The sequence below is a fragment of the Halodesulfurarchaeum formicicum genome, from assembly GCF_001886955.1.
Classification (GTDB): Archaea; Halobacteriota; Halobacteria; order Halobacteriales; family Halobacteriaceae; genus Halodesulfurarchaeum; species Halodesulfurarchaeum formicicum.
Map to the genome: position 1 here is coordinate 710,972 of NZ_CP016804.1, position 26,313 is coordinate 737,284.

General features: G+C 64.2%; 32 protein-coding genes. 15 read left to right on the forward strand and 17 right to left on the reverse strand.

The features are described 5' to 3' along the window. Nucleotides 1–35 precede the first annotated feature (35 nt). The 5 genes from HSR6_RS03720 to HSR6_RS03740 all read left to right on the forward strand — a co-directional run bounded on the left by HSR6_RS03720 (nt 36) and on the right by HSR6_RS03740 (nt 3,699). Nucleotides 36–761, forward strand: a complete 726-nt coding sequence (locus tag HSR6_RS03720; protein ID WP_070364653.1) for a prephenate dehydrogenase/arogenate dehydrogenase family protein — start codon at nt 36–38, stop codon at nt 759–761. Next, on the forward strand, nt 751–2,157 hold the full coding sequence (locus tag HSR6_RS03725; RefSeq protein WP_071932840.1) for a small ribosomal subunit Rsm22 family protein: 1,407 nt from the start codon (nt 751–753) through the stop codon (nt 2,155–2,157). Before HSR6_RS03720 ends, HSR6_RS03725 begins: the two co-directional genes overlap by 11 nt. A 39-nt stretch (nt 2,158–2,196) precedes the next feature. After that, nucleotides 2,197–2,967: a 5'/3'-nucleotidase SurE gene (surE, locus tag HSR6_RS03730; RefSeq protein ID WP_070364655.1), complete on the forward strand. Its 771-nt coding sequence runs from the start codon at nt 2,197–2,199 to the stop codon at nt 2,965–2,967. Between the two features lie 143 nt (nt 2,968–3,110). Continuing rightward, the gene (locus tag HSR6_RS03735) at nt 3,111–3,353 is read left to right on the forward strand and encodes a hypothetical protein (protein WP_070364656.1); all 243 of its coding nucleotides are present in this window, start codon (nt 3,111–3,113) and stop codon (nt 3,351–3,353) included. Beyond that, complete coding sequence (locus HSR6_RS03740; RefSeq protein WP_071932841.1) at nt 3,346–3,699, forward strand: type II toxin-antitoxin system PemK/MazF family toxin; 354 nt, start codon at nt 3,346–3,348, stop codon at nt 3,697–3,699. Before HSR6_RS03735 ends, HSR6_RS03740 begins: the two co-directional genes overlap by 8 nt. Nucleotides 3,700–3,797: 98 nt before the next feature. Here the strand turns inward: HSR6_RS03740 and HSR6_RS03745 are convergent, their stop codons facing one another. After that, on the reverse strand, nt 3,798–4,106 hold the full coding sequence (locus HSR6_RS03745; RefSeq protein ID WP_070364658.1) for a chorismate mutase: 309 nt from the start codon (nt 4,104–4,106) through the stop codon (nt 3,798–3,800). After that, on the reverse strand, nt 4,103–4,951 hold the full coding sequence (locus HSR6_RS03750) for a shikimate kinase (RefSeq protein WP_071932842.1): 849 nt from the start codon (nt 4,949–4,951) through the stop codon (nt 4,103–4,105). Before HSR6_RS03750 ends, HSR6_RS03745 begins: the two co-directional genes overlap by 4 nt. 83 nt (nt 4,952–5,034) lie before the next feature. On the opposite strand from HSR6_RS03750, the gene HSR6_RS03755 reads away from it, so the two are divergent. Continuing rightward, on the forward strand, nt 5,035–5,460 hold the full coding sequence (locus HSR6_RS03755; RefSeq protein WP_070364660.1) for a DUF5796 family protein: 426 nt from the start codon (nt 5,035–5,037) through the stop codon (nt 5,458–5,460). On the opposite strand, the gene HSR6_RS11285 is transcribed toward HSR6_RS03755, so the two are convergent. Next, nucleotides 5,461–5,595, reverse strand: a complete 135-nt coding sequence (locus HSR6_RS11285) for a DUF7128 family protein (protein ID WP_257785462.1) — start codon at nt 5,593–5,595, stop codon at nt 5,461–5,463. Between the two features lie 73 nt (nt 5,596–5,668). Between HSR6_RS11285 and HSR6_RS03760 the strand changes: the two genes are divergently transcribed. Then, on the forward strand, nt 5,669–7,768 hold the full coding sequence (locus HSR6_RS03760) for a CDC48 family AAA ATPase (protein WP_071932843.1): 2,100 nt from the start codon (nt 5,669–5,671) through the stop codon (nt 7,766–7,768). An 8-nt stretch (nt 7,769–7,776) separates the two neighbouring features. Further along, on the forward strand, nt 7,777–8,436 hold the full coding sequence (locus tag HSR6_RS03765) for an HAD family hydrolase (protein WP_070364662.1): 660 nt from the start codon (nt 7,777–7,779) through the stop codon (nt 8,434–8,436). A 9-nt stretch (nt 8,437–8,445) separates the two neighbouring features. Here the strand turns inward: HSR6_RS03765 and HSR6_RS03770 are convergent, their stop codons facing one another. The 3 genes from HSR6_RS03770 to HSR6_RS03780 are packed head-to-tail and all read right to left on the reverse strand — an operon-like array spanning nt 8,446 to nt 13,640. Further along, nucleotides 8,446–11,271, reverse strand: coding sequence for a DEAD/DEAH box helicase (locus HSR6_RS03770; protein WP_071932844.1), 2,826 nt, complete (start codon nt 11,269–11,271; stop codon nt 8,446–8,448). Nucleotides 11,272–11,315: 44 nt separating this feature from the next. Further along, a complete protein-coding gene (locus HSR6_RS03775; protein ID WP_071932845.1) occupies nt 11,316–12,056 on the reverse strand; it encodes a metallophosphoesterase in 741 nt (246 codons plus the stop codon). After that, entirely contained in the window at nt 12,057–13,640 is a 1,584-nt protein-coding gene (locus tag HSR6_RS03780; RefSeq protein WP_071932846.1) for an RPA family protein, read from the reverse strand. It abuts the gene before it with no gap. Nucleotides 13,641–13,826: 186 nt separating this feature from the next. Between HSR6_RS03780 and HSR6_RS03785 the strand changes: the two genes are divergently transcribed. Continuing rightward, entirely contained in the window at nt 13,827–14,489 is a 663-nt protein-coding gene (locus HSR6_RS03785) for a 2,5-diamino-6-(ribosylamino)-4(3H)-pyrimidinone 5'-phosphate reductase (protein ID WP_071932847.1), read from the forward strand. Here HSR6_RS03785 and HSR6_RS03790 read toward each other — a convergent pair. Both HSR6_RS03790 and HSR6_RS03795 read right to left on the reverse strand, forming a co-directional pair. After that, nucleotides 14,486–14,773, reverse strand: coding sequence for a DUF7545 family protein (locus tag HSR6_RS03790; RefSeq protein WP_070364667.1), 288 nt, complete (start codon nt 14,771–14,773; stop codon nt 14,486–14,488). The two genes, HSR6_RS03785 and HSR6_RS03790, sit on opposite strands and share 4 nt — an antisense overlap. Before the next feature lie 42 nt (nt 14,774–14,815). After that, nucleotides 14,816–15,904 carry an NAD(P)/FAD-dependent oxidoreductase gene (locus HSR6_RS03795; protein ID WP_070364668.1) on the reverse strand — a complete coding sequence of 363 codons (1,089 nt, stop codon included), beginning with the start codon at nt 15,902–15,904 and terminating at the stop codon, nt 14,816–14,818. 138 nt (nt 15,905–16,042) lie between these two features. Between HSR6_RS03795 and HSR6_RS03800 the strand changes: the two genes are divergently transcribed. The 6 genes from HSR6_RS03800 to HSR6_RS03825 all read left to right on the forward strand — a co-directional run bounded on the left by HSR6_RS03800 (nt 16,043) and on the right by HSR6_RS03825 (nt 19,223). After that, nucleotides 16,043–16,339, forward strand: coding sequence for a DUF357 domain-containing protein (locus tag HSR6_RS03800; protein WP_070364669.1), 297 nt, complete (start codon nt 16,043–16,045; stop codon nt 16,337–16,339). Between the two features lie 50 nt (nt 16,340–16,389). Continuing rightward, nucleotides 16,390–16,683 (forward strand): 50S ribosomal protein L21e, encoded by a 294-nt coding sequence (locus HSR6_RS03805; protein ID WP_071932848.1) that lies wholly within the window; start codon nt 16,390–16,392, stop codon nt 16,681–16,683. Then, nucleotides 16,683–17,039, forward strand: a complete 357-nt coding sequence (locus HSR6_RS03810) for an RNA polymerase Rpb4 family protein (RefSeq protein ID WP_070364671.1) — start codon at nt 16,683–16,685, stop codon at nt 17,037–17,039. Before HSR6_RS03805 ends, HSR6_RS03810 begins: the two co-directional genes overlap by 1 nt. Before the next feature lie 180 nt (nt 17,040–17,219). Continuing rightward, the gene (locus HSR6_RS03815; RefSeq protein ID WP_070364672.1) at nt 17,220–17,789 is read left to right on the forward strand and encodes a DUF655 domain-containing protein; all 570 of its coding nucleotides are present in this window, start codon (nt 17,220–17,222) and stop codon (nt 17,787–17,789) included. Between the two features lie 32 nt (nt 17,790–17,821). Next, on the forward strand, nt 17,822–18,646 hold the full coding sequence (rsmA, locus tag HSR6_RS03820) for a 16S rRNA (adenine(1518)-N(6)/adenine(1519)-N(6))-dimethyltransferase RsmA (RefSeq protein ID WP_071932849.1): 825 nt from the start codon (nt 17,822–17,824) through the stop codon (nt 18,644–18,646). Next, nucleotides 18,639–19,223, forward strand: coding sequence for a HemK2/MTQ2 family protein methyltransferase (locus tag HSR6_RS03825; RefSeq protein ID WP_071932850.1), 585 nt, complete (start codon nt 18,639–18,641; stop codon nt 19,221–19,223). Before rsmA ends, HSR6_RS03825 begins: the two co-directional genes overlap by 8 nt. Before the next feature lie 3 nt (nt 19,224–19,226). Here HSR6_RS03825 and HSR6_RS03830 read toward each other — a convergent pair whose 3' ends face one another. From HSR6_RS03830 to HSR6_RS03870, 9 genes are all read right to left on the reverse strand, one after another. Continuing rightward, nucleotides 19,227–20,540 (reverse strand): B12-binding domain-containing radical SAM protein, encoded by a 1,314-nt coding sequence (locus tag HSR6_RS03830; RefSeq protein WP_071932851.1) that lies wholly within the window; start codon nt 20,538–20,540, stop codon nt 19,227–19,229. Nucleotides 20,541–20,545: 5 nt separating this feature from the next. After that, nucleotides 20,546–21,427, reverse strand: coding sequence for a cytochrome b/b6 domain-containing protein (locus tag HSR6_RS03835; RefSeq protein ID WP_071932852.1), 882 nt, complete (start codon nt 21,425–21,427; stop codon nt 20,546–20,548). A 4-nt stretch (nt 21,428–21,431) separates the two neighbouring features. Beyond that, nucleotides 21,432–21,806, reverse strand: coding sequence for a hypothetical protein (locus tag HSR6_RS03840; protein ID WP_071932853.1), 375 nt, complete (start codon nt 21,804–21,806; stop codon nt 21,432–21,434). 3 nt (nt 21,807–21,809) lie between these two features. Beyond that, a complete protein-coding gene (locus tag HSR6_RS03845; RefSeq protein ID WP_071932854.1) occupies nt 21,810–23,882 on the reverse strand; it encodes an aldehyde ferredoxin oxidoreductase N-terminal domain-containing protein in 2,073 nt (690 codons plus the stop codon). Then, nucleotides 23,882–24,613, reverse strand: coding sequence for a 4Fe-4S dicluster domain-containing protein (locus tag HSR6_RS03850; protein ID WP_071932855.1), 732 nt, complete (start codon nt 24,611–24,613; stop codon nt 23,882–23,884). Before HSR6_RS03850 ends, HSR6_RS03845 begins: the two co-directional genes overlap by 1 nt. A gap of 108 nt (nt 24,614–24,721) precedes the next feature. Continuing rightward, a complete protein-coding gene (locus HSR6_RS03855) occupies nt 24,722–25,342 on the reverse strand; it encodes a helix-turn-helix domain-containing protein (protein ID WP_071932856.1) in 621 nt (206 codons plus the stop codon). A gap of 113 nt (nt 25,343–25,455) precedes the next feature. After that, the gene (gene ndk, locus HSR6_RS03860; protein WP_070364681.1) at nt 25,456–25,911 is read right to left on the reverse strand and encodes a nucleoside-diphosphate kinase; all 456 of its coding nucleotides are present in this window, start codon (nt 25,909–25,911) and stop codon (nt 25,456–25,458) included. Then, a complete protein-coding gene (locus HSR6_RS03865) occupies nt 25,908–26,087 on the reverse strand; it encodes a 50S ribosomal protein L24e (protein ID WP_070364682.1) in 180 nt (59 codons plus the stop codon). Before HSR6_RS03865 ends, ndk begins: the two co-directional genes overlap by 4 nt. Beyond that, on the reverse strand, nt 26,087–26,311 hold the full coding sequence (locus tag HSR6_RS03870; RefSeq protein ID WP_070364683.1) for a 30S ribosomal protein S28e: 225 nt from the start codon (nt 26,309–26,311) through the stop codon (nt 26,087–26,089). Before HSR6_RS03870 ends, HSR6_RS03865 begins: the two co-directional genes overlap by 1 nt. Nucleotides 26,312–26,313 lie beyond the last annotated feature (2 nt).

Genomic DNA, 26,313 nt, shown 5'->3' on the forward strand with positions numbered 1-26,313 from the left:
AATCCTTTTGTCCAGCCGCTAATTATCTGTTGTCAATGGACGTGTTGATCGTCGGTGCCGGGGCCGTGGGCCGCTGGTTTGCGGGCCTTCTCGACGGCCCGGTTGCTTTTGCCGATGCGGATCGCGAGACGGCCGTCGCGGCTGCGGGTGAGTTCGAAACCGGTTCCGTGGCGTCGCTCTCGGCGGACGATTCGTATGATGTCGTGGTGATCGCGGTGCCGATGCGAGTTGCCGAGACGGTGATCCGCGAGCAGGCACCCCGCGCAAATCGAGCGGTGGTCGACCTCACCGGGTCGATGGTCGAACCGCTTGCGGCGATGGCCGCGGTCGCCGAGGAGCGGGAACGAATGAGTCTCCACCCGCTTTTCGCCCCGGAGCATGCACCGGGCCGGGTCGCAAAGTCGGTTGGAGCGGGTGGGCCCGTGGTGGACGAACTGAGCCGGGCGCTCGTGGAAGCCGGAAACACGGTGGTTCCAGTCGAGCCGGCGGTGCACGACGACGCGATGCGAACCGTGCAGGGCCAGGTCCACGCGGCCATCCTGGCTTTCGGACTCGCTTCCGAGCCCGTTCCTGATGAACTTGCGACCCCGGTTTACGAGGATCTTCAGGCGCTTCGCGAGCGGGTCACGTCCGGGACGCCGGGTGTGTACGCCGACATTCAGGAGACCTTCGACGGCGTCGAGGCCCTGCAAGCCGCCGTCGACCGACTCGCCGAGGCCGATCGGGCCGAGTTCGAGGAGTTGTACCGCGATGCCCGTTGACCGAACGGCGGTCCGGGACACCGCGAAGTACCTCCGGCAGATCAGGCCGATCGACCCGGCGGAAGTGAGCGAGTACGTGCCCGACCAGCCCGATCCCCGGGTCCTCCGACAGCTCCTTCGCGAGATGGCCCTGGAACTGGGGATTGCCGAAGGCCCTGACGGGCTGTTCCGGCCGGCGGCTACCGGCCCATTCAGGCGGCCCTTCGACGGTGTCGAGGGCCTGCCGGCGGCATACGACCGGGAACTCGAAGCACTCCTCGTCGAGCAGTACGGGCCGGACTGGCACCGGGGGGACAGTGGGGCGGCCATTCGCGAGCGAATCGAGCGACTCAAGGCCGATTACTTCGCGGGCCGGTCGGTCTCCTATGATTGGGACCTCGCCCTGGCGTACGCGATCTATCACCTCGCGGATTACTACGCGAGCACCCAGTACCTGCTTGCCGAACTCTCGCGCGAGGGGCTCGTCCCCAGCCAGGCCCGGATTTTGGATGTGGGGGCCGGTGTGGGTGGACCCGCGCTGGCGATTGCGGATTTCTTCGACGTGTCGAATCGCGAGCCGGACTCGCTCCCGGTCCTGGACTATCAGGCCGTCGAACCCGCAGCGGCCGCCGATGTGCTTGAAGCGCTGCTGGGTAGCGGGCCACGAAACGTCTCGGTTTCGATCGCAGGGGAGACAGCCGAGGCTTTTGAGTCGAATGAGACCTACGATCTGATCTTCTTCAACAATGTACTCTCGGAACTGGAAAACCCGGTCGAGACTGCCGAACGCTATCTCGATTTGCTCGCTCCAGACGGCTCGCTCGTCTTAACCGCTCCGGCCGACCGCAACACGAGCATCCAGCTTCGCGAGGTGGAGCGCGAACTCGAAACGCGTGGCGCGACCGTCTACGGGCCGACAGTCCGGCTCTGGCCGAACGAACGCCCCACGGAGGACTGCTGGTCCTTCGACAAGCAACCTGATATCACGGTACCGGGTGTCCAGGCGACCCTGGCCGAGGGGGCCGACCGCGCCGCGACCGTGAGAAACACCTCCGTCAAGTACTCCTATTCCATCCTCCGGACCGACGGTGAACGGCGTAATGACCTGGCGCTTTCCCGGTCGAACGTCGCGATGCTGGGCGAAATGGAAACTCATGTCGGGAGTCGGATCGACTTGGTCGTCGCGAAACTCTCCCGGAACCTCGCCGAGGACGGACACCCGCTTTACAAGGTCAGTGACGGCAGCGAGTCCGAAAATCACTTCGCCGTACTGGTCAACGAGACGGAACTGAACCAGGCCCTTCGCCGGGCGGACTACGGCGATCTGCTCTCGGTGACCAACGTGCTGGCACTCTACAACGACGACGAGGGGGCTTACAACCTGGTCGTCGACGAGGAGACCATCGTCGACACCTGAGGCGGTGTGCTTTTGCGCCGGGCCCTCCTCGACAGTCGTATGTCCGGGTCCCTTGACATCCTCGTGACGAACGACGACGGCATCGAGAGCCCCGGGATTCGAGCGCTCGCTCAGGAACTCTCGACGGTCGGGGAGGTCACCGTCGTTGCGCCCGCGGACAACAAAAGTGCCGTCGGACGGGCCAGTTCGCGGGAGGTCCGAGTTCGGGAGACCGATCTGGGATATGCTATCGAGGGGACCCCTGTGGACTGTGTGGTCGCCGGTATCGGTTCGCTCGCTCCGTATCCCGACGTGGTCGTCGCCGGGATCAACAAAGGCGCGAACCTTGGGATGTACGTCCTCGGCCGCTCGGGGACAGTCAGTGCCGCCGTCGAAGCGGCGTTTTTCGACGTGCCCTCGATCGCAACCTCGCTGTACCTGCCCGACGAGAAGTGGAAGCGCACGCTCGATATCGAGGCCTACGACCATGCGGCCCGGGCCACGAGACACCTCGTCGAGAACGCCGTGGGCAGCGGCGTGTTCGAGGAGGCGGATTACCTCAATCTCAACGCGCCGGACCCGGACGTCGAACCGCAGGGGATGCGCGTGACCCGCCCCTCCCGAGCCTACGACATGACCGCCGAACGGGACGGCGAGTGGGTGTCCCTCAAAGACCGGATGTGGCAGCGCATGGAGACCCAGAGTCTGGCCGACGGCGCTGACACCGACCGCCGGGCCGTTGTCGAGGGGCAGATAAGCGTCTCGCCGCTGACCGCACCACACACACCCGAGGGCTACGGAAAGCTCGAAGACCTGGTCGCGTCGTACTGATCGTGAGTCCAGTTTCGGATCCTCTCGCGGGTTTCCCGCTGCTTGTTCAGGTCCATTAGACAATATCGATTGTGCGTTCGCGGAAATACCGCTGTGGGTAATAGTGGGCAAGAGTTTTCCAGAACCGCACCGTAGTGTGTACCATGCCGAAAGTGGATGCGCGGGACATGCGAACCAACGAGACCGACGACCGAGGCCGAATCTACCTTGGGACGGAGTATGCTAACAAGCGGGTGACTGTCGCTGTCGTCGAAGTCGAGTCCGAACGACCCGACGAGGAACAATTAGCTGCTGCGTACCGCGAGGCTTCCCAGAGCGCCGGCCGCCTCGCTGCGGAGTGGGAGGGGGCGTCTGATGAGGCGTGGACGGACTCGATGGATGAGTGAGCGTCCCGCGGTTCGTCGGGGTGACATCGTTATCGTTCGCCTTGACCCTGCCGAAGGTCACGAGATGAAAAAGACTCGACCTGCGGTGGTCGTACAAAACGATATTGGAAATCGCAATTCGAGTACGACCATCGTTGCTCCGACGACAGGAACACACCGAGGCTACCCATTCGAAGTACTGGTCGAAGCGGATGGGTCATCGTTCGAGAAGGACTCCTCGGTTCGTCTCGACCAGATCCGTGTCGTCTCCATCGAAAAGCGGATTCAGTCGGTTGTCGGGAGTTTGAGCGACCCGACAATGGCCAAGGTGGATGAGGCACTGAAACTGAGTCTCGGTCTGGGTTGAGTCACCGGTTTCGGGGTTGCGGTCATCTGTGAGTCGCGCTATCCGTAAACCTTGTAGACTGTGAGTGCGCGTAAGAGGCACTGGAACAATCTTTTTTCCTACCGGTTCTCCCGCTGTTCGACCTTGTTCAACTCGATCAACAGCCTGAAAATCGCCTTGACCAGATTCGACTCCACGTCGTACTTCTCGGCGTTCGCACCGGCCCGATCCATTACGGCCTGCTCCTGGCTCTCGTCGGTGGTCGGAAGCCCCTGCTCGGCTTTGACCTGGGCGATCGTGTCCGCAACGTAGGTCCGTCGGGCGATCAACTCCACGATGTCGTGGTCGATCATCCGGATCTCCTCACGGAGGTCGTCTAGTGACATGTCCTCTGTCGGCGTCTCGCCTGGAGTGTTCGATTCGCTCATTCGATGATCGCCCCCGTGTTCTGGGTCCGTGTTCGAATCGTTCGCCCATCACGTTTCCCCCACCGGTCGAGGACCGTTTCGATGGCCGACTCGTCCCCGACGGCGACGTAACTCGGTCCAGTCCCGGACAGCGAGACACCGTCCGCCTCCGGCAGCGCCTCGATCATCGGTTCGGTCGACTGCTGGAGTGCCGGGGCGAAGGCAAGCCCGTTGATGGTCATCGCAGTGGCGTACTGACCGCCTTCCGCGAGGTCTCGAACCACTTCGGCCACCGGCGCGATCCGCTGACAGCGATCGACGTCGGCGTCGGCGCTAAAGGCCTGCTCCGGCGGGATCCAGACGGCGACCGCCCACTCGACTGTATCCCGGTCGAGCAGTTGGTCCGCGGTGTTGTCCGTGATCGTCAGGCCGCCGAGCATGCTCGCGCTTGCGTCGTCGAACGCGCCCGTTACCGTCACACCGGCCTCACGGGCTGCTTCGACGCCCAGGCGGGCGGCCGCCTCGCGATCCATCGCGTCGGCCTGGCCGAGTGCCGAGAGCGTGGCCAGCACCGTGGCGTTCGCGGCCGCACTCGAACTCTTGAGTCCGCCGGCCATCGGCACGTCGCTCTCGGTTCGAATCCGCAGTCCACCAGTCTCGCCTAGCTCCGCTTGAACCGCCCGAGCGGCCGCTTCGATCAGCGTCGTGTCCGCCTCGGGGTGGCCCGCGATCTCGCCGTGGACCGTCTCGCCTTCGAGAGTGACTTCCGCGGTGACGTACTCCTCGATGGCGAAGGCCGATCCGTACCCCGTCGCCAGTGCGTTGAGCACCGTCCCGGCGGCCGGGGCCCGTGCGCGTCCGTCCATGGCGGCAGTTCTGCGAGCGGTCACTTACGGTTGCCGATCTTTCGGAACGGCGGGCTTTTGATCCCGGATGGAAAAACTCACCCATGAGCCAACGCAGCGAGGTGGCCCCCGAGCCGCTCGGCGTCGAACTGGACGAGGGCGGCATTTATGTCAGCTACCAGGACAACCGCCGGGTCTTCTACAACGGCATCCCCGAACTCGTCACGGGCACACTGCGCTGTCGGCCCGGCAAGGACGTACAGGTGCTGGTCACCGACGAGTCCGAGACCGAGGGCGTGATGACCTACGTCAACGAGTTGAAAACGGCCGACGACATTCTCGAATCCAGCGGGGTCGGCCGGGTGTATCTCGACCCGGGGGAATCGACGGAACTCTTCGAGGGAGTCGTCGCGTCCGTCGACGGCCTCGCAGTCGAGATCACGGCCGATATGGATGCCGTCGACGGTCGGGTCTTCGTCTTCGAGGAGGACGAACTCGGGGAGCAGATGTACGAACTCAGCGAGGACTGATCACTGCAAGTAGGTCGGATCTTCGGCGTCGCAGTTGGCCTCGTGCTGGCGGGCGTCCTCGGGATCGTCGAACATCATTCCGCATTTCTCACAGACGTACCACGTGACCCCGTCTTTCGTGGTTTCCGTTACCATATCCCCATATCGATGCCCCGGCAGTATAGGCATTCCCCCGCCATCCTTTAACCGCTGGACGCGAAGCACGCACATGAGCGGGACTCCGGCCATCGAGGCCGTTCTGCGGGAGGCCCAGCCGCGGGATGCTGGACAGGGAGTGATCAGGCTCTCCCGGGCCGCGATGCGCGAACTGGGGGTGTTGAGCGGCGAGTCGGTCCGGATCGTCGGCGCGGAGACGACCGTGGCACGGGTCTGGCCGGGGCGGAGCGACCTCGGACCCAACGAACTGCGGGCTGACGGAGAACTCCGGGCCAACGCCGGTGTGGCCGTCGGCGACCGCGTCAAGATCACGCCGGTCGAACTCGCGGAAGCCGACTCGGTCACGCTGGTTCCAACCGCCGACCCCGGCGTCGACCCTGGGACCCTCGAACAGGCCGTGGGCAGACGTCTCAGAAATCGCTCGCTTCGGACGTCCCAGCAGGTGAAAGTCGACTCGCTGGGCGAGTTTCGCGTGACGGCTACCGATCCCACGGGCCCGGTTCGGGTCACCGAGGAGACTGTCGTCCACCTCGGCGCGGCCGAGGACGCCGCAGCCGACGTGGGGGTCACCTACGAGGACATCGGCGGACTCGATGACGAACTGGCGGCCGTGCGCGAACTCATCGAAGCGCCCCTTTCCGAGCCCGAACTGTTCCAGCGACTCGGTATCGACGCCCCGAAGGGGGTGCTCCTCTTCGGGCCGCCGGGGACCGGCAAGACCCGAATCGCCCGGGCCGTCGCCAACGAGGCCGACGCGCATTTCATCTCGATCTCCGGGCCCGAGATCGTCACGAAGTACAAAGGCGAGTCCGAACAGCGGATCCGGAGTGTCTTCGAGGAGGCTCGCGAGCAGGCCCCGAGCGTGATCTTCTTCGACGAACTCGACGCAATCGCCGGGAAGCGAGATGACGGTGGGGACATGGAGAACCGGATCGTCGCCCAGCTTCTCTCGGAACTCGATGGGCTTGCGGCCCGCGGTGAGGTCGTCGTCATCGGCGCGACGAATCGCGTGGACGCGATCGATCCCGCGCTCCGGCGGCCTGGCCGGTTCGATCGCGAGGTCGAGATCGGGGTCCCCGATCGTGAGGGCCGCGAGGAGATCCTCCACATTCACACCCGCGGCATGCCCCTGACCGAGGACGTGGACATCCCGGCGCTGGCCGAACGGACCCATGGGTTCGTCGGAGCGGACCTGCAGGCACTGGTCGTCGAGGCCGCGATGGTCGCCATGGGGCGATATCGGGACGACGAGGCGGAGCTCTCGGTCACCCGCCAGGATTTCGAAGCCGCGTTGTCGGCGGTCGAGCCCTCCGCGATGCGGGAGTTCGTCGCCGAGATGCCGGCCACCTCGTTTGCCGATATCGGTGGGCTCGAGGACGTCAAACAGGCGCTTCGGGAGGCCGTCGAGTGGCCACGTACCCACCGCGAACTCTTCGAGGCCACGTCGACCGATCCACCGTCGGGCATCCTGCTCTACGGGCCGCCGGGAACCGGGAAGACGATGCTCGCCCGAGCCGTCGCGAGCGAGAGCGGGGTCAACTTCATCCGGGTCGCGGGACCGGAGCTTTTCGACCGCTACGTCGGGGAGTCGGAACGAGCGGTCCGCGAGCTCTTCGAGCGAGCTCGCCAGGCCGCACCCACGGTGGTCTTTCTGGACGAACTCGATGCCATCGCGGGTCGACGGGGTGACACCCAGGAGGTCACCGAGCGGGTCGTCTCCCAGCTTTTGACCGAACTTGACGGGGCGGCCGCGGATCCGAACCTGATCGTTCTCGGGGCGACCAACCGGCTCGAAGCGATCGACCCCGCACTGCGCCGCCCGGGTCGGCTGGAACGGCAGCTCCTCGTGCCCGAACCGGGCCGGGAGGCTCGCCTGGCGATCCTCCGAGTCAAAACCGAGGACAAACCGCTGGCCGCGGACGTCGATCTCGAAGCCCTCGCCGACGACCTGGCCGGGTACACGGGCGCGGACATCGATGCGCTTGTGCGTGAAGCCTCCATGCGAGCGATCCGGGAGGCGGTCGAGGAGGGCATCGAGGACGGTGGAGCGATTACCGTCACACCCGGGCACTTCGAGGCCGCGATAGCTGCCGTCGATCCGGACGGAACTGGTGGCCGAGAAAACGACACGCTCTCCCCGCAGCACTCGTAACTCGGCATATGACTTGTGCTGTCGTCTTCGACATGGACGGGGTGATCGTCGACACCGAGCAGTACTGGATCGAGGCCGAGCGGGAGATCCTGGATACTGCCTTGCCCGCCGGCCACGACGTCGATCCGCTTGACATCACCGGGATCAACGTCCACGATCAGTACGACCTGCTGGCCGAGGAGTATGACCTGCAGGTCTCCCAAGAGGCGTACTTCGATCTTTTCGATCGGGAGGCCGAGGGCGTCTACGAGCGGGCCGACCTCCTCGCCGGCTTTCATGACCTGCTCGATGCGATCCGGGCGCGTTCGGTCCCCATCGGGCTCGCGACCTCCTCGTATCCCCGGTGGATCGACATCGTCTTCGAGAGCCACGATCTGGACGGCCGCTTTGACCAGGTACTCAGCGCTGCGAACCTCGACGGTCCGGGTAAACCAGCGCCGCTGATCTACGAGACGATCGCCGAGCGCCTGGACCGGGAGCCGACCGATCTAATCGTCGTCGAGGACTCCGAGAACGGCATCGCGGCTGCCGCCAGCGCCGGGGCCTACACGGTTGCCTACGCTGCTCACGGGACAGACGACGGCACCGACCGCTCACCAGCCGACGAGGTGGTCGAGACCCCGACGGGACTCGAAGAACGCGTGCTGGCGCTTCTCGACGGCGAATAATCGGGCGTATTACCAGAATGCCTTCGTCCGGGCGTACTCCCGTTCGCGCTCCAGAATGTCCCGGTAGAAGTCACTCTCCGATTCGCGGTGCCGGTTGATGATCCGTGCGGCGTTCTCGGGGCCGACCCCGCGGGCCGAGAGTGCGATGACTGCCTGCTTGCCGTGGCCCTGGACGAGGCTGGCGTTCCGGTAGGCTCGCTCGGTGAGCCGTTCCTGTTCCTCGTCCTTGTCTTGGGCTTTCAGCGCCGAGACGACGTCGTCGGCGTAGGGGCTCAGGGCGGCGATCTGGGTCGACTCACAGTGGGGACACTGGGGCTGGTCCCGGACCCGCTTGACCGTGGTTTCGCGGTCGTACTCCAGACAGTGCAGGCAGACGAGTCGGACCTCATCCTCCTGGATGCGCTCTCTGACCGTCTCGATCACGCTCGCGTCGGCGTTCTCGGGGGTCAAAAGCTCCGACCCGCTCTGTCGCCCGCCGGTGCCGATGGCGGTTCGCTCCCCGATCGCGGCGAGTTCGACGGCCTCCGATTGAATCGCCGCGATGATTTCTTGGGCCCGGTCGATGTCCAGGATCTCGTGGAAAACTTCCCGCACTGCCTCGTCGTAGACTGGGGTATCCTCCAGGGCGGCCATCACTCGATTCAGCGAGACGCCGTCGCCGCCCTTCCAGCGCTTGAGCGCGCCGAACTTCGCGGCCACCTGCGAGAGGGTGAACTTGAGCGTCTCGGAGCCGTTCAGACTCAACTCCAGGAGCGGACCGACGTGTTCGGGATCGGTCGTCTGGAGCACCTCGCGAACGTCGTTGGCCCTGATGCCCCGGGGAACCTCCAGTTCGATCCGGTAGGGATCCACGTCGATCCCGACCGAGGAGCCCGTCTGTTGGCCCAGCAGTGCCGCGAGAAGTCGGCCGATCGTCTCGTTACCCTTGAGCCCGCCGGCGACGTTCACGACGATCGTTCGGCCGTGTGATTCGATCAGGATCCGGTCGTCGGTCGGCAACGGCGCGCCCGACTCGACGTGGCGCTCGATCTGTCCCAAGGCGTCTTCGATGGTGTCGGTCCCGGCCGGATAGCGACTCGCGAGGTCCGCGGCGACGGCTTCACTCGGCGCGCCGGCTTCGAGTTGGTCCGCTGTGACTCCCCGTAGCTCGCCGACTTCCTGGGCAACGGGGTAGGGGACCGGGATCTCTTGACCCGTCCAGGATGGCACCTCGCCGGCCGGGTCCTCGATCGGCGAGACCTCGACCCGCTCTTTGTCCTCGTCGATCTCGGAGATCCGCCACATGTCCCCCCGCTGGATGAAGGTCGCCCCCGGTTCGGCGAAGTTGACGACGAATCGCTCGTCGAGGGTGCCGACCTGGGCCCCGCTGGCGATGTCAAACACCTCGTAGGTCTCCTCGTCGGGGATCATCGAGAGGTTCCGGTAGTAGTACTGCCAGGTCCCGCCGGACTTCTCGATGCGGTCTGCGGCCTCGTCGAGCCAGATGATGTAATTCGAGTTGAGTTCCCGCACCACCTCCCTGAACGTCTCTTCCTCCAGGTCGCGAAACGGGTAGGCGTTCGTCACGATCTCGTAGGCTCCCCGGGCGGAAATCTCGCCGGCGTCCATCGCCAGGCCGACGACCTGGTTCGCGACGACATCCAGACTCCCGTGGTGGATCTCCGCCGGTTCGACCTGCCCGTCAGTCGCCCGGCGGGCGATCGCGAGCGCTTCGAGCGTATCGTCCGGGTGTCCCGTGACGACGGTTCCCGAGGAGACGGTGTCGTGTCGGTGCCCGGCCCGGCCGACCCGCTGGAGGAGGCGGGCGACCTCGCGGGGGCTGGCGTACTGGACCACGTGGTCGATCCGCCCCACGTCGATCCCGAGTTCCATCGAGGAAGTGCAGAGCAGGGCGTCGAGTTCGCCCGCCTTGAAGCTGTCTTCGACCTCGATCCGGGCGCTCTTCGAGAGTGACCCGTGATGGACGCCGATGTTCGCGCCCATCTCCTTGAATCGGGAGCCGAGCGCCTCGGCAGTCTGGCGAGTGTTGACAAATATCAATGTCGAGTCGTGGGTCTCGACCAGGTCGGTGATGTATCGCAGGTGACTGGCGACCGTGGGCGTGGTCATCAGCTCCGAGGAACGGTCCCGGTCGGCGGGCGTGATCTCCGGCTGGACCACTTCGACGTCGATCTTGCTCGTCACGTCCACCGAGACGATCTCACAGCCACGATCACCGGTGAGGAACTTCCCCACCTCGCCGGGATCGCCAACCGTCGCCGAGAGGCCGACCCGCTGGATCGGGCCCGCGAGTTCGCGCAGTCGCTCCATGGCGACGGTCAACTGGGCCCCGCGCTTCGAGGCGGCGAGTTCGTGAACCTCGTCGATCACGACATAGCCCACGTCTTCGAGGCCCTCGCGGAGCGTCGAACCGGTGAGCATCGCCTGCACCGTTTCAGGAGTGGTCACCAGCACGTCCGGCGGATCTTCGGCCTGTTTCTGTCGCTGGTACTGGGTCGTGTCACCGTGTCTGACCTGCACGTCCAGGTCGAGGGTTTCGCCCCACCACTCCAGGCGGTCCCGCATGTCACGGTTGAGCGCCCGGAGCGGGGTGATGTAGAGCGCGCCGAACCCGTCCCGATCGTCCGCGACGAGCGCGTCGAAGATTGGGAGCATCGCCGTTTCGGTCTTCCCGGTCCCTGTCGGCGCGATCACCAGGGTGTGCTGGCCGGCGGCGATCGGTGGTATTGCCCGGCGCTGTGGCTCGGTCGGGGTGGAGAACCCTCGTTCGGAGAGGGCCGCCCGGACCGCGGGCCCGAGGGCGGCGAAGGCATCAGCACGCCCCGTCTCGCTCATTGTCGGCTCTAACGGAGAGGTGAGGTTAAGCCCGTTGCTCGCCCCTAGATCGAGTCGTACTGTCCCAATCGGGTGCCGTCGAGCAGGTAGGCCTGTGCGGTCGGCGCGGCGGCGGGGAGAAACGGAGCGAGGAACTCCTGGCCGGGGACGTTCACCCACGTCCCGCCCACGAGTTCGTTGAAGGCCGGGAAGACGACGATCTCGTCCGGCCCATCGATGTCGGCGTCGTAGTGATCCTCGAAGGGAGCGGGGTCTCCGTCGCCCCGTAGCCAGACTCGCTCCACTCGACTCCCGCCGACCTCGTCTTCCAGTCTGACACAGGGGTGTTCGTGGCCGAGTGCGAGGACCGACACGTCGAGTACCGACGGATCTGGCCAGGTGTGTCCGTGGGCAAAGCCCAAGTCGCCGATGCGCACGCCGGTCCCCGGTGTGACCGTCACGTCGATGGCGTCGCCGAGCATGCCGTCGTGGTTGCCCGGAACGAGATGGACCTCCCGATCGCGCAGCCGGTGTTCGAGCTCCATGAGCTCCTCCAGCTCGGCGCCGTCGGGCTGCCCGATGTGATCGCCCAGGTCCCCCAGAAAGAGGACCTGGACGGGGTCCACGCGGTCGAGCAAGCTGGCGAGTCGCTCCCGGCGCTCGGCCGCCTGGCTCTCGACCTCGACGCCTTCCCGACGGTATCGTCCTTCGATGCCTGCGTGGTAATCGGCGACTACCAGGATCGGGCCCTCGGGCCCGTCCGCGACCGCGGCTGGCTCGCCCTCGATCGGTTCGATCGCCGGCATTCAGATCGGCTTCAACGCGTCCGCTCCGGACTCGAAGCAACGCCCACCGAGCAAGGCGTCCTCGATGGCGTTCTCGATGGCGTCCTCGCTCAGTCCGTGGCGGTCTTCGAGGGTTTCGATCAGTTCGGGACGAGGGACCCCGTCGCCGTCTCCGAGTTCCTGGAGCGTGTTGACGACGAGGTTCTGCACCTCGCCCTCGGAGAGGTTCGCCGCCTGTGGGTATCCTGCATCCGTTTCCTCCTCGATCTCCTCGTCCGTCTCGTCCGTTTCCCCCTCCGTCGCCTGCGTGTCGGCCTCGTCTGCTTCCGTATCCGTGTCCGTGTTCTCCTCAGCCTCCGGATCTGCCTGGTCTGTGTCCGTCGTGTCCGGCTGTTCCTCCGATACATCTTCGGCTGCCGAATCTTCCTCCTCGGCGGCAACCCCCTGTGTCTCTTCGGGCGTTTCCGCGCCCTCGGAGGGCTCGAACTCCGCACCGCTCTCGAATCCCACGTCGAAGTTCTCCTTGACTTCAGCGCGTTCCTCCTCGGAGAGTTCGTAGAGTTCGTCCTCTTCAGCCTCGTCTGTCGGTGGCTCGGACACGTCCGACTCTGCTTCGGGGGCTGTGTCCGCCATCGTGGTTTCGGCGGCTTCCGTTTCCGGCTCCGTGGCTGGGGTGTTCGGTGCCGCTTCGTCGGCCGTTGCAGCTGCTGGCTCGGTTTCGGGCTCGGCTGCCGGTTCCGAATCTGTGGTCGGCTCGATCGGATCGGCTTCGCCCGTCTCGGTAGCGGCCGGGGCGTCCGTCGGCTCGGTCGTTCCGGTGTCTGCAGGTTCGGACGATTCGGTGTCCGACTCCTCTACCGGTTCGGCGATCGAATCGCCCAGCGTGATGTCCGTAAATCCGGTCAATACGGTTCCGTCGCCTCCCTCGTCGGGGGCGAAATCGACGCTCTCGACGGCATCCGTTTCGCCGGCCACCATTTCGACGGCAGAAAGCGCCATCTCCTGGACCGCTTCGAGGTAGCCGGTCGTCGGCTCGTAAGCCGAAATCGCGCGGGGAATGCCCGCCGCGAGTGCCGGACTGGCTCCCGCATCGATCAACCGGGCTTCCAGTTCGTCGCCGCGCTCCGGTGCGTCGAGGGCCATCGCCATGAGTCCCGTCCGTTCCAGAGTCTGCACGGCGGTCTGGACGATCCAGCTGTCTCGGGTGTTCGCGTCGACCTCGTTGACGCGTTCGGGGCGTAGCGACGTGAAGATTCGATCCGAGTCCTCCGGTTCGAAGGTCCGGGCCTTGCCCGTGAGTGCGACGAACATCGGCGGCTCGGCCGCCTCGAAGAAGGCCAGGGCGTCGGGCTGGTACTGGCCGGCATAGCAGACAAAGGCCCCGGAGGGATCGACGATCCGCGCGCGAAGCACCCCATCGCTCACCTCCTCGGTTTCGGTGAGTGCGCCCACGACGAACACGCGGTTCACCCGTGCGCCCGTCGGCGTGACGAGGTACTGTGGGGCTCGCTCCTCGTCGCTCTCGGCGTACGTGTACGTGGCAGCCTCGAATTCGTCGGCGAAGACCCGGTAGGCGACCTCGCGGGTCGGGGCGGCCCCGCTCATCGTGGCACCTCCGGCGTGCGTTCTCGACTGACTCGGCCGTCCTCGCGCGGCGTGGTTGCCCCGCCTGGGCCGGGGGTTCGTCCCTGGGTAGTCATCGTGGGAGAGTACTGCCGCCCGACGGTAAAAGGGTATGGACGACCGGTCACAGTCGAAAGCGTTTCCCCGACGGCTGGCGATCGCTCTTGCATGTACGTGGCCGTGAACGCCGCCATGAGCGTCGACGGGAAACTGGCCTCCCGCGAGCGCGAGCAGCTGGCTATCAGCGGACCCGAGGACTTTGCCCGGGTCGAACGCTTGCGCGCCGAATACGACGCCATCATGGTCGGCGTCGGAACGGTCCTCGCGGACGATCCCTCGCTGACACTCGATGACCCCGCGGCTCACGGCGAGCCGCCTGCTGACCACCCGACCCGAATCGTCGCGGATTCACGGGCACGGACCCCGCCCGACGCGCGGGTCCTCGATGAGACGACTGAAACCTACGTACTGGTCAGCGAGGCCGTCCCGACGGACCACGTGGACAGCCTGGAGCGTGCCGGAGTTTCGATCCTGGAAGCCGGGACCAGCCAGGTGGACCTGGCGGCCGCACTCGACAGGCTGGAAGCGACGGGGATCGACAGCCTCCTGGTCGAGGGCGGCGGCGAACTCATCTTCTCGCTGGTCGCGGCCGGGTTGGTCGACGAACTCAGCGTCTTCGTTGGCTCCATGCTGATCGGCGGCCGTGATGCCCCAACGCTGGCTGATGGGACGGGCTTTACTGAGGACTACCCGTCGGTGAACTTGCAGTCGGTCAGCGAGCTAGACGACGGTGTGCTTCTGGAGTACGAAGTCGACTGCGAGAACCCTTAGTGGGAGTGGCCGGTCGCCTCGGCGTAGCTCACACCGAAGCGGTCCTCGAACGCTTCGAGCATCTCGCTCTCGATCGCTTCGAGGTCCACCTCCGTGGCCTCGTCCTCACTGTGGTGGGCGAGCGCGTGAGCGCGCTCGGTGAAGGCCATCACGAGCATGTCCGCGGCGATCATGGCGTCTGTCTCCTCGGGTTCCTCTCGGTAGAGATCAATAACGTCCAGGGGGAGAGTGATCTCGTCCGTACCAGTTTCGGTCTCGACGGTTACCGTAATCGAATCGGCCATGGATGGCCTTGGCCGAGACCACTTGTAAAGCTGCCCATCGAGTCAGTCGTCGGCGGTGACTGGCTCGGATTCCGGCGTCGCTGGGGCTTCCTTCGCGAGCCACTCGTCCACGTCCAGGGCTGCCTGGCTGCCCATCCCGGCGGCCGTGACCGCCTGCTGGTAGTGGAAGTCGACCACGTCGCCCGCGCCGAAGATGCCCTCGACGTCGGTCATGGTCTGGTTGCCGCCGCGGCCGCCCTGCGTGACGATATAGCCCTCGTCGTCGAGTTCGACGCCCGTGTCCACCAGGTAGTCCGTGTTGGGGGTGTGGCCGATCGCGACGAACACCGCGGCCACGTCCATCGTGTCCTCCTCGACGTCCTCTCCAGCATCGAGTTTCTCCTTGGGGTGCCCATCCGGGTGGGAGACCACGTGAACGTGGTCGACGCCATCCTCGGGACTCCCGTGGATCTCCGTGAGCTCCGTGTTCTTCACGAGCTCGATGTCCCCTTCCTCGACGTTCTCCATGGTACGGTCGATCCAGTAGTCCTCCGCGCGGAACTCCTCGCGACGGTGGACCAGGTAGACGGTGTCGGCGAACTTCGTCAGGAAATCGGCCTCCTCCATCGCGGCGTCGCCGCCACCGACGACGATCATGTCCTCGCCCTGGAAGAACGCGCCGTCACAGGTCGCACAGGTCGAGACGCCATACCCCATCAGCTCGTCCTCACCCTCGATGCCCAGCAGTCGGGCACTGGCTCCGCTCGCGGCGATTACGGCGTCCGCGGTGTAGACGGTGTCATTCGAGAGCGTGAGTTCGAAGGGGTAGGTCGAGTCGTCGACGGACTCGACGATCCCGTGTTCGATCTCGGCCCCGAACTTCTGGGCCTGCTTGCGCATCCGGTTGATCAACTCGGAGCCGTTGATGCCGTCGGGGAATCCGGGATAGTTGTCGACCTCCGTCGTGAGCGTGAGCTGGCCACCCGGCTCGTCGCCCTCGATCAGGAGTGGGTCGTTGTTGGCCCGTCCCGCATAGATGGCCGCTGTCAGTGCTGCGATCCCCGAGCCGACGATGACCAGTCGCTGGTGTTCGGCCGTCGATTCCTCGGTTTCCTCGCCGATCGACGACGTATCCGTTTGTGGGGCTTCCATACAATATCAAAGTGACTGAAGTCCCTATTTACCTTGCGCCATCGGCCGCAGTTGTCCGTTTCCGTGCCGTTTGTGGCCATCTCACGCACTCTCAGGCTTGTCGGCACGTTTAGGACCGTCGCCGTCCTCGCTCCGGTCATGCCTGCGGACCTCCAGGAGAAGACCGATCGGTACGAGTCACTGCTCGAAGCGGCGGTCGAGGCTGCCGAGCCGGTGCCCGCACAGGGAACGCCGCTTGAGACCGTCGCGATGGAGTTCATGGAAATGGCGGTTTCGTACCTGGAGGACGGCCGCCACTTTCGGGCGACCGACGACCCGGTCAACGCTCTTGCAGCATTCTCCTACGGTCATGCGTGGCTCGACGCCGGCGCGAGACTCGGGGTCTTTTCGGTGCCGGCGGACACGGAGCTTTTCACCGTCGAGCCCACCCGCTGAACGGGAACGTGCGTTTTTTAACTGTCACCGGTGTATCGACTGATACAACTATGCCGTCGTCCAATGGACCCCTCGAAGGCACCCGGAACAAACTCTCGAACCCACCACGCGAGCGCGGAACCTCCCCGCCCCAGCGATCCGTCGCGGAGTTCGACGAAGGACAGACCGTCCACCTGCGAATCGACCCGAGTGTCCCTGACGGTCGCTTCCATCCCCGGTTCAACGGTCTCACTGGCGAGGTCACTGGAACCCAGGGCACCGCCTACAAGGTCGCGATCTCCGACCGGGGCAAGGAGAAGACCCTCCTCGTCGGCCCCGCCCACCTCCACGAGCAGACCGAGTAATGTCCCTGTTCAAAGAGACTCTCGACGAGGAGCTACTGACGATTCCCGAGGCCAAAGAACTCCTCGCCGATGTCGAGGCCGAACGGGCAGGCGACGAGGACCGCGAACTCCGCTACGAGCTGGCCCGCGCCATCGACCACGTCAACCGGTTTGCCGTGCTCGACGTCGAGGAGTCCCGGGAGCTAGTCGCGGAGCTTTCGGAGCTGGAGTACGTCGAGGAGCCGGTCGCCTACAAGGTTGCAAATCTGCTCCCGCGCACGCGAACGGAGCTTCGCTCGGTGTTCGCCCAGGAGCGGTATGCGCTCGACGGCGAGGAACTCGACGCGATCCTCGACATCGTTTCGAAGTACGCCTGAGCTACCGGGGGTCCGTTTTTCGATCTACAGGCGGAGCAGGCCGAGTGCCTCGGGATCGCCGGAAGACGGAGTCTTCCGGGATGACGAGATACCTTCGATCTCTCGAACCACTTGCCCCCGAGGCGGTTCACCCGCCAGTGGAGACCACCGTTTAAGTTCCGCCTTCACGTAGGCCGGGACATGACCGAGGACAGTGCCGAGTCGGATGTCGCCCACGGTGTCGTACTCGATTTCCTCCCACACGGTCGGAGCGACGCCGAGGAACCCCAGTATCGACGGTCGCCGGTGATCTACGCGGTCGGCACCGAGCACTTCTCGCTTTACGAACTGACACTTGGGGACGACGCGGACGTCTCGATCGGCGACCGGGTTCAGCTCCGACCTGACTTCGATTCGGGTATCCAGCGGGGTCGGCAGGTCGAGTACGAGGACCTCTCCGATGGCGCACAGTCCGAACTGGAGTACGTCATCGAGGAGATCGTCACCGACGAGGAACAGCGTTTCGTCGACTTCTTCACCGAGGCCCAGCCCGTGAGCCTCCGGATGCACCAGCTCAACTTGCTCCCCGGAATCGGGGACAAACTCCGGGATAACATTCTCGATGCGCGCAAGCGCGGCCCCTTCGAGTCCTTCGAGGACCTCGAATCGCGGGTGTCCGGCCTCCACGATCCGAAGTCCATCGTCGTCGATCGGATCCGGGCCGAACTCACCGACGAGGATCTCAAATACCGGATTTTCGTCGGCTCGTAAGGGGTAAAGCGCTCGCCCCGTAACTCCGGCCAATGACCACACGAGACCCGGACCGACTCGTGGCCGCCGCCGGCCGCGGCGACCCGAACCAGGACCAGCACTTCCTCGTCGACGACCGGGTCCTCGACCGAATCCCGGAGTACGCCTCGGCGTTCGACCTGTCTCACGTGCTGGAAATCGGTCCGGGGGCCGGCGCACTTACTGATCGCCTGCTTGCCGTTTCGGATCACGTAACCGTCATCGAGCGTGATGCGGCCCTGGTCGCGTTTCTCGAAACGGAGTTCGCCGAGGCGGTCGCCGACGGCCGACTCACGATCCTCGAAGGCGACGCCATGGAGATCGACCTCCCCGAGTACTCCGTCTGTATCTCGAATCTCCCCTACGGGATCTCCACGGCGGTGACCTTCCGGTTACTTCGCCGTCAGCGGCCCGCGGTGCTCATGTTCCAGGCCGAGGTCGCCGAGCGACTGGTCGCCACGCCCGGGACGAGTGACTACGGGCGACTGTCAGTCGGGGCCCAGCACTACGCCGACGTGGAGATCGTCGAACCCGTTCCACCGGAGGCCTTCGACCCCCAGCCCGCGGTGGACAGCGCGATCGTCACCGTCACGCCCCGGACCCCCGAGTACGAGGTGCCGGACGACCAGGCCTTCCTCGATCTCGTCAAGGCGCTTTTCACCCAGCGGCGCAAGACCGTGCGGAACGGGATTCGAAACACCGTGCATATCTCCGGGATCGAGCACCCGGAGGCGGTGATCGACGCCCTTCCAGACTCGATCGTGGGGAAGCGCCCCGACGCCCTCGAACCGGCCGAGTTCGCCGAAATCGCCGTCACCGCCGCTCGGATCGATGCGTGACCTGGCCGACCGACGGGGGATCGAGACGGAGATTTACGAGGCCGCCGAGGATTCACACCTGCTTCTGGAGGCGGCCCGTTCCGAGATCGAGGCCAAGGATCTGGTGCTCGAAGTGGGGACGGGATCGGGCTACGTCGCGAGTGAGATCCGTGACGAGACCGGGGCGACGGTCATCGGATCGGACGTCAATCCACACGCCTGCCGCCGGGCGCGGGATCTCGGAATTCAGACCGTGTGTGCCGACCTCGTCGCGCCCTTCCAGGACGGGGTGTTCGACGCGGTCCTGTTCAATCCGCCCTACCTGCCACGCGTCGAGATGGCAGCGCGAGACGATTGGGTCGAAGACGCGCTGACTGGTGGCGAGGCCGGCCGGGAGGTGATCGAGCCGTTCATCGAAACCGTCGGGCGCGTGCTTGCTTCTGGCGGGGCCGTGTATCTGGTCGTGAGTACGCTTACCGGGCCCGAGGCGGTCGAATCGCAGGCCCGATCGGCGGGGTTCGAGGTGCAGGCCGTTCGCGAGGCGTCGTTTCCGTTCGAGAAGTTGTTGGTGTTGGAACTGACCCCGAAACGAAGTTGAGGATTACTGGGGGGCAGCGGGCTGTTGAGCCAGCCCCGTCTCGCGCAGGAGTTCGTCTCGCAGCGGTCGGAGCTCTTCGATGGAGAGGGATCGGGTAGAGATCATGAGATGCTTTGCATCGTAATCGTCCCAGCCATCCGCCTCGACTGTTATCTCACCGTTCTTGGCGAGTTCCCGGTACCCGGTCCCCGGATACGGGGTGGTGTACGCCAGTGAGAGGTCTGCGCCAAGCTCGTGCAACTCTTTCATGAACTCGATCTGTGCCCTGATCGTTCGCTCCGTATCTGAGGGGTGGGGGAACATGAAAGACGCCAACACGTCGAGATTAGCGGCGACGGCCTGCTCGACCGACTCGCGGATGTCTTCGGTCGTAATCCCCTTGCCGATGGTCTCCAGCATCTCTTGTGATCCGGCCTCAACTCCGAACTGCACCCCCGTGGCGCCGGCTTCGGAGAGCCGTTCGAGAAGATCCTGATCCACCAGGTCGACACGCGTTGCCACCGTGAAACTCCATGGCTGAGAGAGTTCGAGACTCGACAGCCGATCGAGCAGTTGTTCGGTCTTCGGTCGGTGGAGCGTGAACACGTCGTCGGCGAAGTTGAGATGGTCGATCCCGTAGCCCTCGACGAGTTCCCGAATCTCCTCGACGACTCGGTCCGGCGAGTGGAACCGTCGGCCGCCCTCGTCCCAGATCGAGTTCACCGCACAGAAGTGACAGTTGAACGGACAGCCACCTCTGGAGAACAACAGGTTCCCGGGCGAGCGATACAGATGCAACGGGAAGAGGTCCCGTGCAGGCGGTGGGAGGGTATCCGGATCCTCGATGAACGGCCGTCGGCCGGTGAATTTCACCCCATCACCGGTCTCGAATGCGACTCCCAGTATGTCGGTCGGTCTTTGACCTTCGATGGTGGATTCGACTAGTTCCACCATCGTCCGGTCACCTTCCCCGACGACGACGTAATCGACGGCTGGCTCCGTCGCCGTCGATTCGTAGGTCACGGATGGATGAGCCCCGCCCATGACGACTGTCGTCTCTGGGTCGAACTCCGTGACGATAGCGGCGATATCCAGTCCACGCGGATATGTCTCCGTGTGCGCAGAAATCCCCACGACTGCCGGCTCGGTCCGAGACAGGGTTGCTCGGAGTCGCTGCTCACTTAATCCCGAGATGTTGAAATCGATCGCCTCCACGGCGAATCCCTGCTCTCGAAGCGCGCTCCCGATATACGCCAGTCCGAGTGGTGGGTTGAGACTCGCGTGGGCGTCGCTCCCGACACTCGCTGCCGGTGCGTTGACGAGGAGGACATCGGCCATCGGAGTCAGTCTTCCTCTCGTCCCCCGTCACTTCGAGTTCGCGGGAGCCAATTTGGATGATGTTTTCGGGCGTAGGATTCGGGGATCCAGCCGGTGATCTGTGAACGGAGCAGTTGCAAATGGGATGGGATGAAGACGATACCCACGTGGCCGACGAACAGTAGGACCGCGAGGAGGGCAAACACCTCGTGGACCGTCGTCATCGCACTCTTGAGCCCGCCACTAATCGCCCAGACGTAATCGGCGGCCTTGAGCAATCCCGAAATCGTCAGCACCCCGATAACACCGGCCCAGGCGAGATAACTCACCCGCTGAATCGGCTTGTACTTTCCCGCGTCGGGTTGTTCGTTCAACCGCAGGTAATGGCCAATGTCCCGGACAGCATCCCCGAAGTCACTCGTCGAGGGAACCAGCTCCCTGTGATCGCCAATGATCAACCCTCCGAGATGGTAGGAAATCGCGAAGAGTGCGAGTATCGTGCCAGCCCAGTGGACGTTCAGGGCCAGGCCGATCGACTCGGTTCCTGTGGCTAACTGTGGCACGAACAGGAACCCAAGCCAGATTCCGGAGAGTATAAGCACGATCATGCCGGCTGCGATCGTCCAGTGTTCCAGGAATCCACCGAACGCGTCGTGTCGTTTCACTTTTCCATCTGCCACTTCTGGCTGTCCCTCATCTCTCGACGCCCGAATGGCCCCGAAGAGCAACCCCGCCGAAATCGACGTTGGAAGGAGCCAGGCCAGGTTTTCGAACAGCAAGTCGAACGTGTAGGAGCCTGATTCGAAGGTCTGCCAGAGGTACAGCTGTGAGGCATCGCTTGCAGCCAGATACCCCGCGATGACCGCGACGGCGATGGCGAGCGCGATGAGTGGCCGTTTCCACCTCATAGTCTTAGCGCTCCTCGATCTGTTCGAGGCGTTCTTTCAGCAGTTCCTTGATGGGTTCGATGCGGTCCTTGTAATTGTCGTGGGCCTCGATCTCGGCTTCGACTGCGGCGGCTAACTCTTCGTCTCCCTGGACGGTAGCGAGCCACTCCACCAGCGCGTTTGGGTCCACGTAGTGGATCATCCCCTTCGTTCCGTACTGTTGGAGCGCCTCCATCGGGGCCATGCCGATGAATTCGGCGACCTCCGCCAACGTGTAGAGGTTCACCTGCTCGTTCCCTTTGTGGCCGTGCATTTTGACCCCGATCAGTCGGTCGTCGAACTCGGCTCTGGATTGATGGGCCGCTGCGGTTTCCGTGTCGGGCTGGGTTAGGCTGGTCATCTTTCAGGCCTCCTGTGGGAGTTTTCCGTGTGCTTCCAGTTCGTCCGCGACATACCCGAGGTCGTGGGCTTCGAGTGCATCACGCGTTGGCCAGCCGGTCTCCGGGTCCCAGTTCTCTAGCTCGTAGTAGATCGTCTTCCACTCGTTGAACTTCTCCTTGTCAATGGTTCGATCCGAAACGTCCTCGTAGGTCCACTCGCCGTCCTTCCGGACCGGCATGTAGTGTGGCCCGACGACGCCACTGGAGGGGATTCCGCTCTTCGAGGTCACTCCGTAGGTGTACTCGGCGAACTCCTCCTGGTCACGGTGGCGACCCTGGAGGGTCCAGATCGCCCGGTCGAGGTTCCAGATCCGGTTCCCGAGTTCGATCCCGTCCTCGAAGGAGAAGTCTGCACCGGTGACCGCGTTGAAGATCCGCGGTTCGCCCTCCGGGGTGAGTCCGGACATGTCCTCCGTGTTCGGGTTGACGAAGTCCGTGTACGCCCAGTCACAGTACTGGACACTCTGCTTCCAGAACCGGGTGTAGGACCGATGCCAGGAGACGAGTTCGGCCATGTCCTCCGAATAGATGTTCTCGTCGCTGTAATCCGGCTTGACGTTGTGGGGCGGCGTCGCCTCCATGGTGTATTCCGCCAATGTCTCGGCGTCGATCAGTGGGTCCGCACCCCCGAGATACATCAAGGTCGGCTGCCAGTACATCGGCCAGTTGAAGTCGTGTTCGTTGATGTCTCGGGCACCGAGAATACTCCCGTAACCCCACTCGACTTCGGTTCGGGCGTCGTAGTGATGGGGGTAACCCCAGTACTGGAACCCGAGTGTCCCATCGGCGATGTCTTCTTCGAACCGGCCCCATTTTTCGGCCGCTCGTGGGAACCCTTCGGCCAGGTCTTCACCGATCCCGTCCCGGTTGATGATCTTCTCGACCAGCGCCTCGACGAACTCCGACTCGCCGAGCATATTCCAGGGCAGGTCCGCCTCGATCTCCCCGTCGGGCCCGAGGATTCCCCGCTCGTGCAGGGTTTCGAGATAGGGGATCCCGTTACTGAGCGAATACGCGTTGATCCCCATCTGATTCGTGATGTCCGCGGCCTTCGCGGACTCCTTTGTAATTCCGCCGTGGGCGGCCTGGTCGAAGGAGTTGTAGAACACCGCCTCGACACACTGGCTCTCGTTACCGACGGAATCGGCGTACCGTTTCCGACAGTTCTTGTGACAGCCAACACAGCCCTGGGCCCTGGCTTTGCCCGTCGGGAATCCGTCCAGGTCACCGGAGCCCGGAGTGGAGCCAAAGCCCCAGAATCCGCCAAGCGGGATGTCCTCGTCTTCGCCGTAGGCGTAGTTCTCTTCGGCCCAGAGGCGTGCCTCGATCGTGTCGCTGGGATTGGCCATCTCGATGCTCCCGGTGCCGAGGAAGCTGATGGCTTTGAGGTTCTTGAACCCAAGAACGCTCCCGAAGCCGGCGTTTCCGGCCGAGTTGCCGGCGTCGTGCTGAATGCTCCCGAATCGAATCTCCGCCTCGCCAGCGGGACCGATGGTCGCGATAGCGGGCTTCTGGGTCGTTTCGCCCGTGTCTCGTGGACTCTCGGTCGCCATCCAGCCCGAGGTTCCGATCTGACTCCAGATCTCTTCCTGGGTTTCCCACGTGCCAAGTCCCCAGAGATTCGAGGCATCCTCGAAGCTAACCTCGTCGTCCACGACGTTGACCCACACCGGCTCCTCGGCTTTTCCTTCGATGACAACCCCGTCATAGCCGGCGTACTTCATCATCGCGGAGAACCGCCCGCCGAAGTTGCTTCGCGTGAACCACTCTGTCGGGTACGGCTGGGGACTGATCCCCTGAACTTCGGTTCGTGAGGAGGCGGCTGGAGCCAGTGTCCCCGCCAGGGGCGTACTCATCATCGTGATGACGTTCTCCTCGGAGAACGCGCCCACGGACTTGTCATCCACCAGGTCGAAGAAGATGGCCGACCCCATGCCGTGGCCGCCGACCCACTCCTCGTACTCGCTCGTGTCGATTGTCGAAATTTCGCGATTCGTCAGGTCCAGTCGAAGGATCGTCCCCATGTGTCCTTTCATCAGATATCACCCGCGTAGAGTCCGAGTTGTTCCCACTGTTCGTCCCGGAGGTTCACCTTGTAGCCCTCGTCGTCGTACTGGGTCGGGATCTCGTCGGTGAACTGAATCGCGCCGACCGGACAGACCTCGACACAGGCCTGTGACCCGTCCGGGCCACCCTCCTGGTCCCAGTGTGGGGTGTCCGCACAGAGATCACACTTCATCGCGTACTCCCGCTCGTGGTTCCAGGTGTTCCGATGGGGCGTGTACGGACAGGCCTCCAGACAGCGCTGACAGCCCACACACTTGTCCTCGTCCACCATCCGGACGTTGCCGTTCTCCGGGTCCGCTTCGAGCGCGCCCGTCGGACAGGCCTCGACACAGGCTGCATACGTGCACTGGCGGCACTGCTCCTGGTTGATGTCGTTCGGGAACCCCTCGAAGGGGTTCTGCGTGATCTGGATTCGCGCCAGTGAGTGGCTGGCTTTCCCCTCGTGAGCGGTCGAACAGGCGATCATACAACTCGTACAGCCGGTACACTTGGCCGGGTCCACGAGCAGATACCCCTCCGAAGCGGGGATGGCCTTCGCGGACTCGCCGGTGTCCTCGTTGTTCAGCGCGAGGACCCCCGCGGTGGCCCCCGTGCCGACGACCCCGGCCCCGACGGCGGCCCCTTTCAGGAAGTTCCGCCGCGAGGTCCCGTCGTCCGGTACTGACGGCTCGGCCTCATCTCGTGTGTTGTTCTTTCCCATACACTAGTGAATGGGGGCTTTCAGCGGTTAGCTGCAATTCTTATACACAACGGTACTTTTTAAAGCGATAAGCTGTCCTTTTCCCCGCCTCAAAACGATAAGCTCCCGTTATCCGTTGATAGACTGTTCGGGAAAGAGCAGGCCTTCGAGTAGTTTCTGCTCGGCGGCGTGCAGTCGTTGGGACATCGCGGACTGGCTGATGCCCCGTTTCGCTGCGAGTTCCGAAATAGAAATCTCTCGAGGCTGTTCGTAGTAGCCGGCCTTCACGGCGTCTTCGATCGCCGTTTGCTGCTTGTCGGTCAAGACATCCAGGTCAACGGAGCGTCGAGTGGCGGCTTCCTCCGTGGGCGTCTCGGAGATCCACTTCACGGCGAGGGTTTCGGAGACTTGATTCAGGCCCGCGAGCAGGTCCGAAATCGACTCCCGATTCGGCGGATGGGTGACGACCAAAAGCGACTCGTCTTCGACCCCTTCGATGTTCGGCACACAGTCATGTTCCATAAACGTCAGGGCCGGGCAGGGCTCTTGGCCGTCGTGATAGCCGTGAAAGGTCTCCCTGTTCTCGGTCTGGGAATCGGCGAACACGATCTCACACTGGAGTCCATCCTCGTGGGCGTGGTGGCGGACGTCGGTGACCTCCTCGCTCAGTGTCCTCACTGGACAGTTCTCCTGTGGCTGGACGGCGACTCCCAGTTCGATCGACCGGCGTGACTGATGGTTTATTGGCATCGAATGTGGTGTCCCAATTGCCGGTAAGTGCTGCCGCCTTCTAAGCGTTGCTCCGAAGTGGAGTCACCAGGCGCTACTCGATCTCGAACTGAACGCCGAAAAAGCGATGCCGATTACTCGTACAGCCAGGCTTCGTCGATGCGCTCGTAGTCCTCGAGCTCCTCCTCGTCGAAGAACAGCTCGATCTCGCGCTCGGCGGAGCCGGGTTCGGTGTCGGAGCCGTGGATGACGTTCCGACCCATGTCGAGCCCGAAGTCCCCCCGGATGGTGCCCGGGGCGGATTCAGCGGGGTCGGTCGCGCCCATCATTGTCCGAACCTGGGCGATCGCGTCCTGGCCTTCCCAGACCATCGCGAGGACTGGGCCCGACGTGATGAAGTCGGTCAGGTCCTCGAAGAACGGCTTGTCCGTGTGTTCGGCGTAGTGCTCTTCGGCGAGTGCTTGATCGATCCGCATCAGCTTCGCGCCGACGAGCTTGAGCCCGCGGTCCTCGAATCGGGCGATGATCTCGCCGATGAGGCCCCGCTGGACGCCGTCGGGCTTGACCATCACGAACGTGCGCTCGGTCATTCGCCGTCGCCCTGGCCGGCCCACTCGAGGTCGCGGGGTTCACGACCCAGACCGGCGTTCTTCTCACACTTCGAGGAGCAGAAGTACATCGTCTCGCCGCTGACCTTGACGTACATCGTGCCCGTCCCCTGGTCGATCTCGTCGCCGCAGTAATCACAGGTGCGTGTCTGTGGCATTATTGACCCCCAATCGAGTCGGCTTCGCGGGCCGTCTCGCGGAGCTGCAACACGTCCCCGACCCGAACGGGGCCGAGGGCGTTCCGCGTGATGATGCGGCCCTGGTTGGACCCTTCCTTGATTCGACACTTGACCTGCATGGCCTCACCGTGCATGCCGGTCTTCCCGACGATCTCGATGACCTCGGCGGGTGTCGAGCCTTCTGTCGATTCCTCGGCGCTCATCG

Coding starts and splice junctions, on each gene's coding strand:
- HSR6_RS03720 (WP_070364653.1), top strand. CDS start 36: ATGGACGTGTTGATCGTCGGTGCCGGGGCCGTGGGCCGCTGGTTTGCG.
- HSR6_RS03725 (WP_071932840.1), top strand. CDS start 751: ATGCCCGTTGACCGAACGGCGGTCCGGGACACCGCGAAGTACCTCCGG.
- surE (WP_070364655.1), top strand. CDS start 2,197: ATGTCCGGGTCCCTTGACATCCTCGTGACGAACGACGACGGCATCGAG.
- HSR6_RS03735 (WP_070364656.1), top strand. CDS start 3,111: ATGCCGAAAGTGGATGCGCGGGACATGCGAACCAACGAGACCGACGAC.
- HSR6_RS03740 (WP_071932841.1), top strand. CDS start 3,346: ATGAGTGAGCGTCCCGCGGTTCGTCGGGGTGACATCGTTATCGTTCGC.
- HSR6_RS03745 (WP_070364658.1), bottom strand. CDS start 4,106: ATGAGCGAATCGAACACTCCAGGCGAGACGCCGACAGAGGACATGTCA.
- HSR6_RS03750 (WP_071932842.1), bottom strand. CDS start 4,951: ATGGACGGACGCGCACGGGCCCCGGCCGCCGGGACGGTGCTCAACGCA.
- HSR6_RS03755 (WP_070364660.1), top strand. CDS start 5,035: ATGAGCCAACGCAGCGAGGTGGCCCCCGAGCCGCTCGGCGTCGAACTG.
- HSR6_RS11285 (WP_257785462.1), bottom strand. CDS start 5,595: ATGGTAACGGAAACCACGAAAGACGGGGTCACGTGGTACGTCTGTGAG.
- HSR6_RS03760 (WP_071932843.1), top strand. CDS start 5,669: ATGAGCGGGACTCCGGCCATCGAGGCCGTTCTGCGGGAGGCCCAGCCG.
- HSR6_RS03765 (WP_070364662.1), top strand. CDS start 7,777: ATGACTTGTGCTGTCGTCTTCGACATGGACGGGGTGATCGTCGACACC.
- HSR6_RS03770 (WP_071932844.1), bottom strand. CDS start 11,271: ATGAGCGAGACGGGGCGTGCTGATGCCTTCGCCGCCCTCGGGCCCGCG.
- HSR6_RS03775 (WP_071932845.1), bottom strand. CDS start 12,056: ATGCCGGCGATCGAACCGATCGAGGGCGAGCCAGCCGCGGTCGCGGAC.
- HSR6_RS03780 (WP_071932846.1), bottom strand. CDS start 13,640: ATGAGCGGGGCCGCCCCGACCCGCGAGGTCGCCTACCGGGTCTTCGCC.
- HSR6_RS03785 (WP_071932847.1), top strand. CDS start 13,827: ATGTACGTGGCCGTGAACGCCGCCATGAGCGTCGACGGGAAACTGGCC.
- HSR6_RS03790 (WP_070364667.1), bottom strand. CDS start 14,773: ATGGCCGATTCGATTACGGTAACCGTCGAGACCGAAACTGGTACGGAC.
- HSR6_RS03795 (WP_070364668.1), bottom strand. CDS start 15,904: ATGGAAGCCCCACAAACGGATACGTCGTCGATCGGCGAGGAAACCGAG.
- HSR6_RS03800 (WP_070364669.1), top strand. CDS start 16,043: ATGCCTGCGGACCTCCAGGAGAAGACCGATCGGTACGAGTCACTGCTC.
- HSR6_RS03805 (WP_071932848.1), top strand. CDS start 16,390: ATGCCGTCGTCCAATGGACCCCTCGAAGGCACCCGGAACAAACTCTCG.
- HSR6_RS03810 (WP_070364671.1), top strand. CDS start 16,683: ATGTCCCTGTTCAAAGAGACTCTCGACGAGGAGCTACTGACGATTCCC.
- HSR6_RS03815 (WP_070364672.1), top strand. CDS start 17,220: ATGACCGAGGACAGTGCCGAGTCGGATGTCGCCCACGGTGTCGTACTC.
- rsmA (WP_071932849.1), top strand. CDS start 17,822: ATGACCACACGAGACCCGGACCGACTCGTGGCCGCCGCCGGCCGCGGC.
- HSR6_RS03825 (WP_071932850.1), top strand. CDS start 18,639: ATGCGTGACCTGGCCGACCGACGGGGGATCGAGACGGAGATTTACGAG.
- HSR6_RS03830 (WP_071932851.1), bottom strand. CDS start 20,540: ATGGCCGATGTCCTCCTCGTCAACGCACCGGCAGCGAGTGTCGGGAGC.
- HSR6_RS03835 (WP_071932852.1), bottom strand. CDS start 21,427: ATGAGGTGGAAACGGCCACTCATCGCGCTCGCCATCGCCGTCGCGGTC.
- HSR6_RS03840 (WP_071932853.1), bottom strand. CDS start 21,806: ATGACCAGCCTAACCCAGCCCGACACGGAAACCGCAGCGGCCCATCAA.
- HSR6_RS03845 (WP_071932854.1), bottom strand. CDS start 23,882: ATGAAAGGACACATGGGGACGATCCTTCGACTGGACCTGACGAATCGC.
- HSR6_RS03850 (WP_071932855.1), bottom strand. CDS start 24,613: ATGGGAAAGAACAACACACGAGATGAGGCCGAGCCGTCAGTACCGGAC.
- HSR6_RS03855 (WP_071932856.1), bottom strand. CDS start 25,342: ATGCCAATAAACCATCAGTCACGCCGGTCGATCGAACTGGGAGTCGCC.
- ndk (WP_070364681.1), bottom strand. CDS start 25,911: ATGACCGAGCGCACGTTCGTGATGGTCAAGCCCGACGGCGTCCAGCGG.
- HSR6_RS03865 (WP_070364682.1), bottom strand. CDS start 26,087: ATGCCACAGACACGCACCTGTGATTACTGCGGCGACGAGATCGACCAG.
- HSR6_RS03870 (WP_070364683.1), bottom strand. CDS start 26,311: ATGAGCGCCGAGGAATCGACAGAAGGCTCGACACCCGCCGAGGTCATC.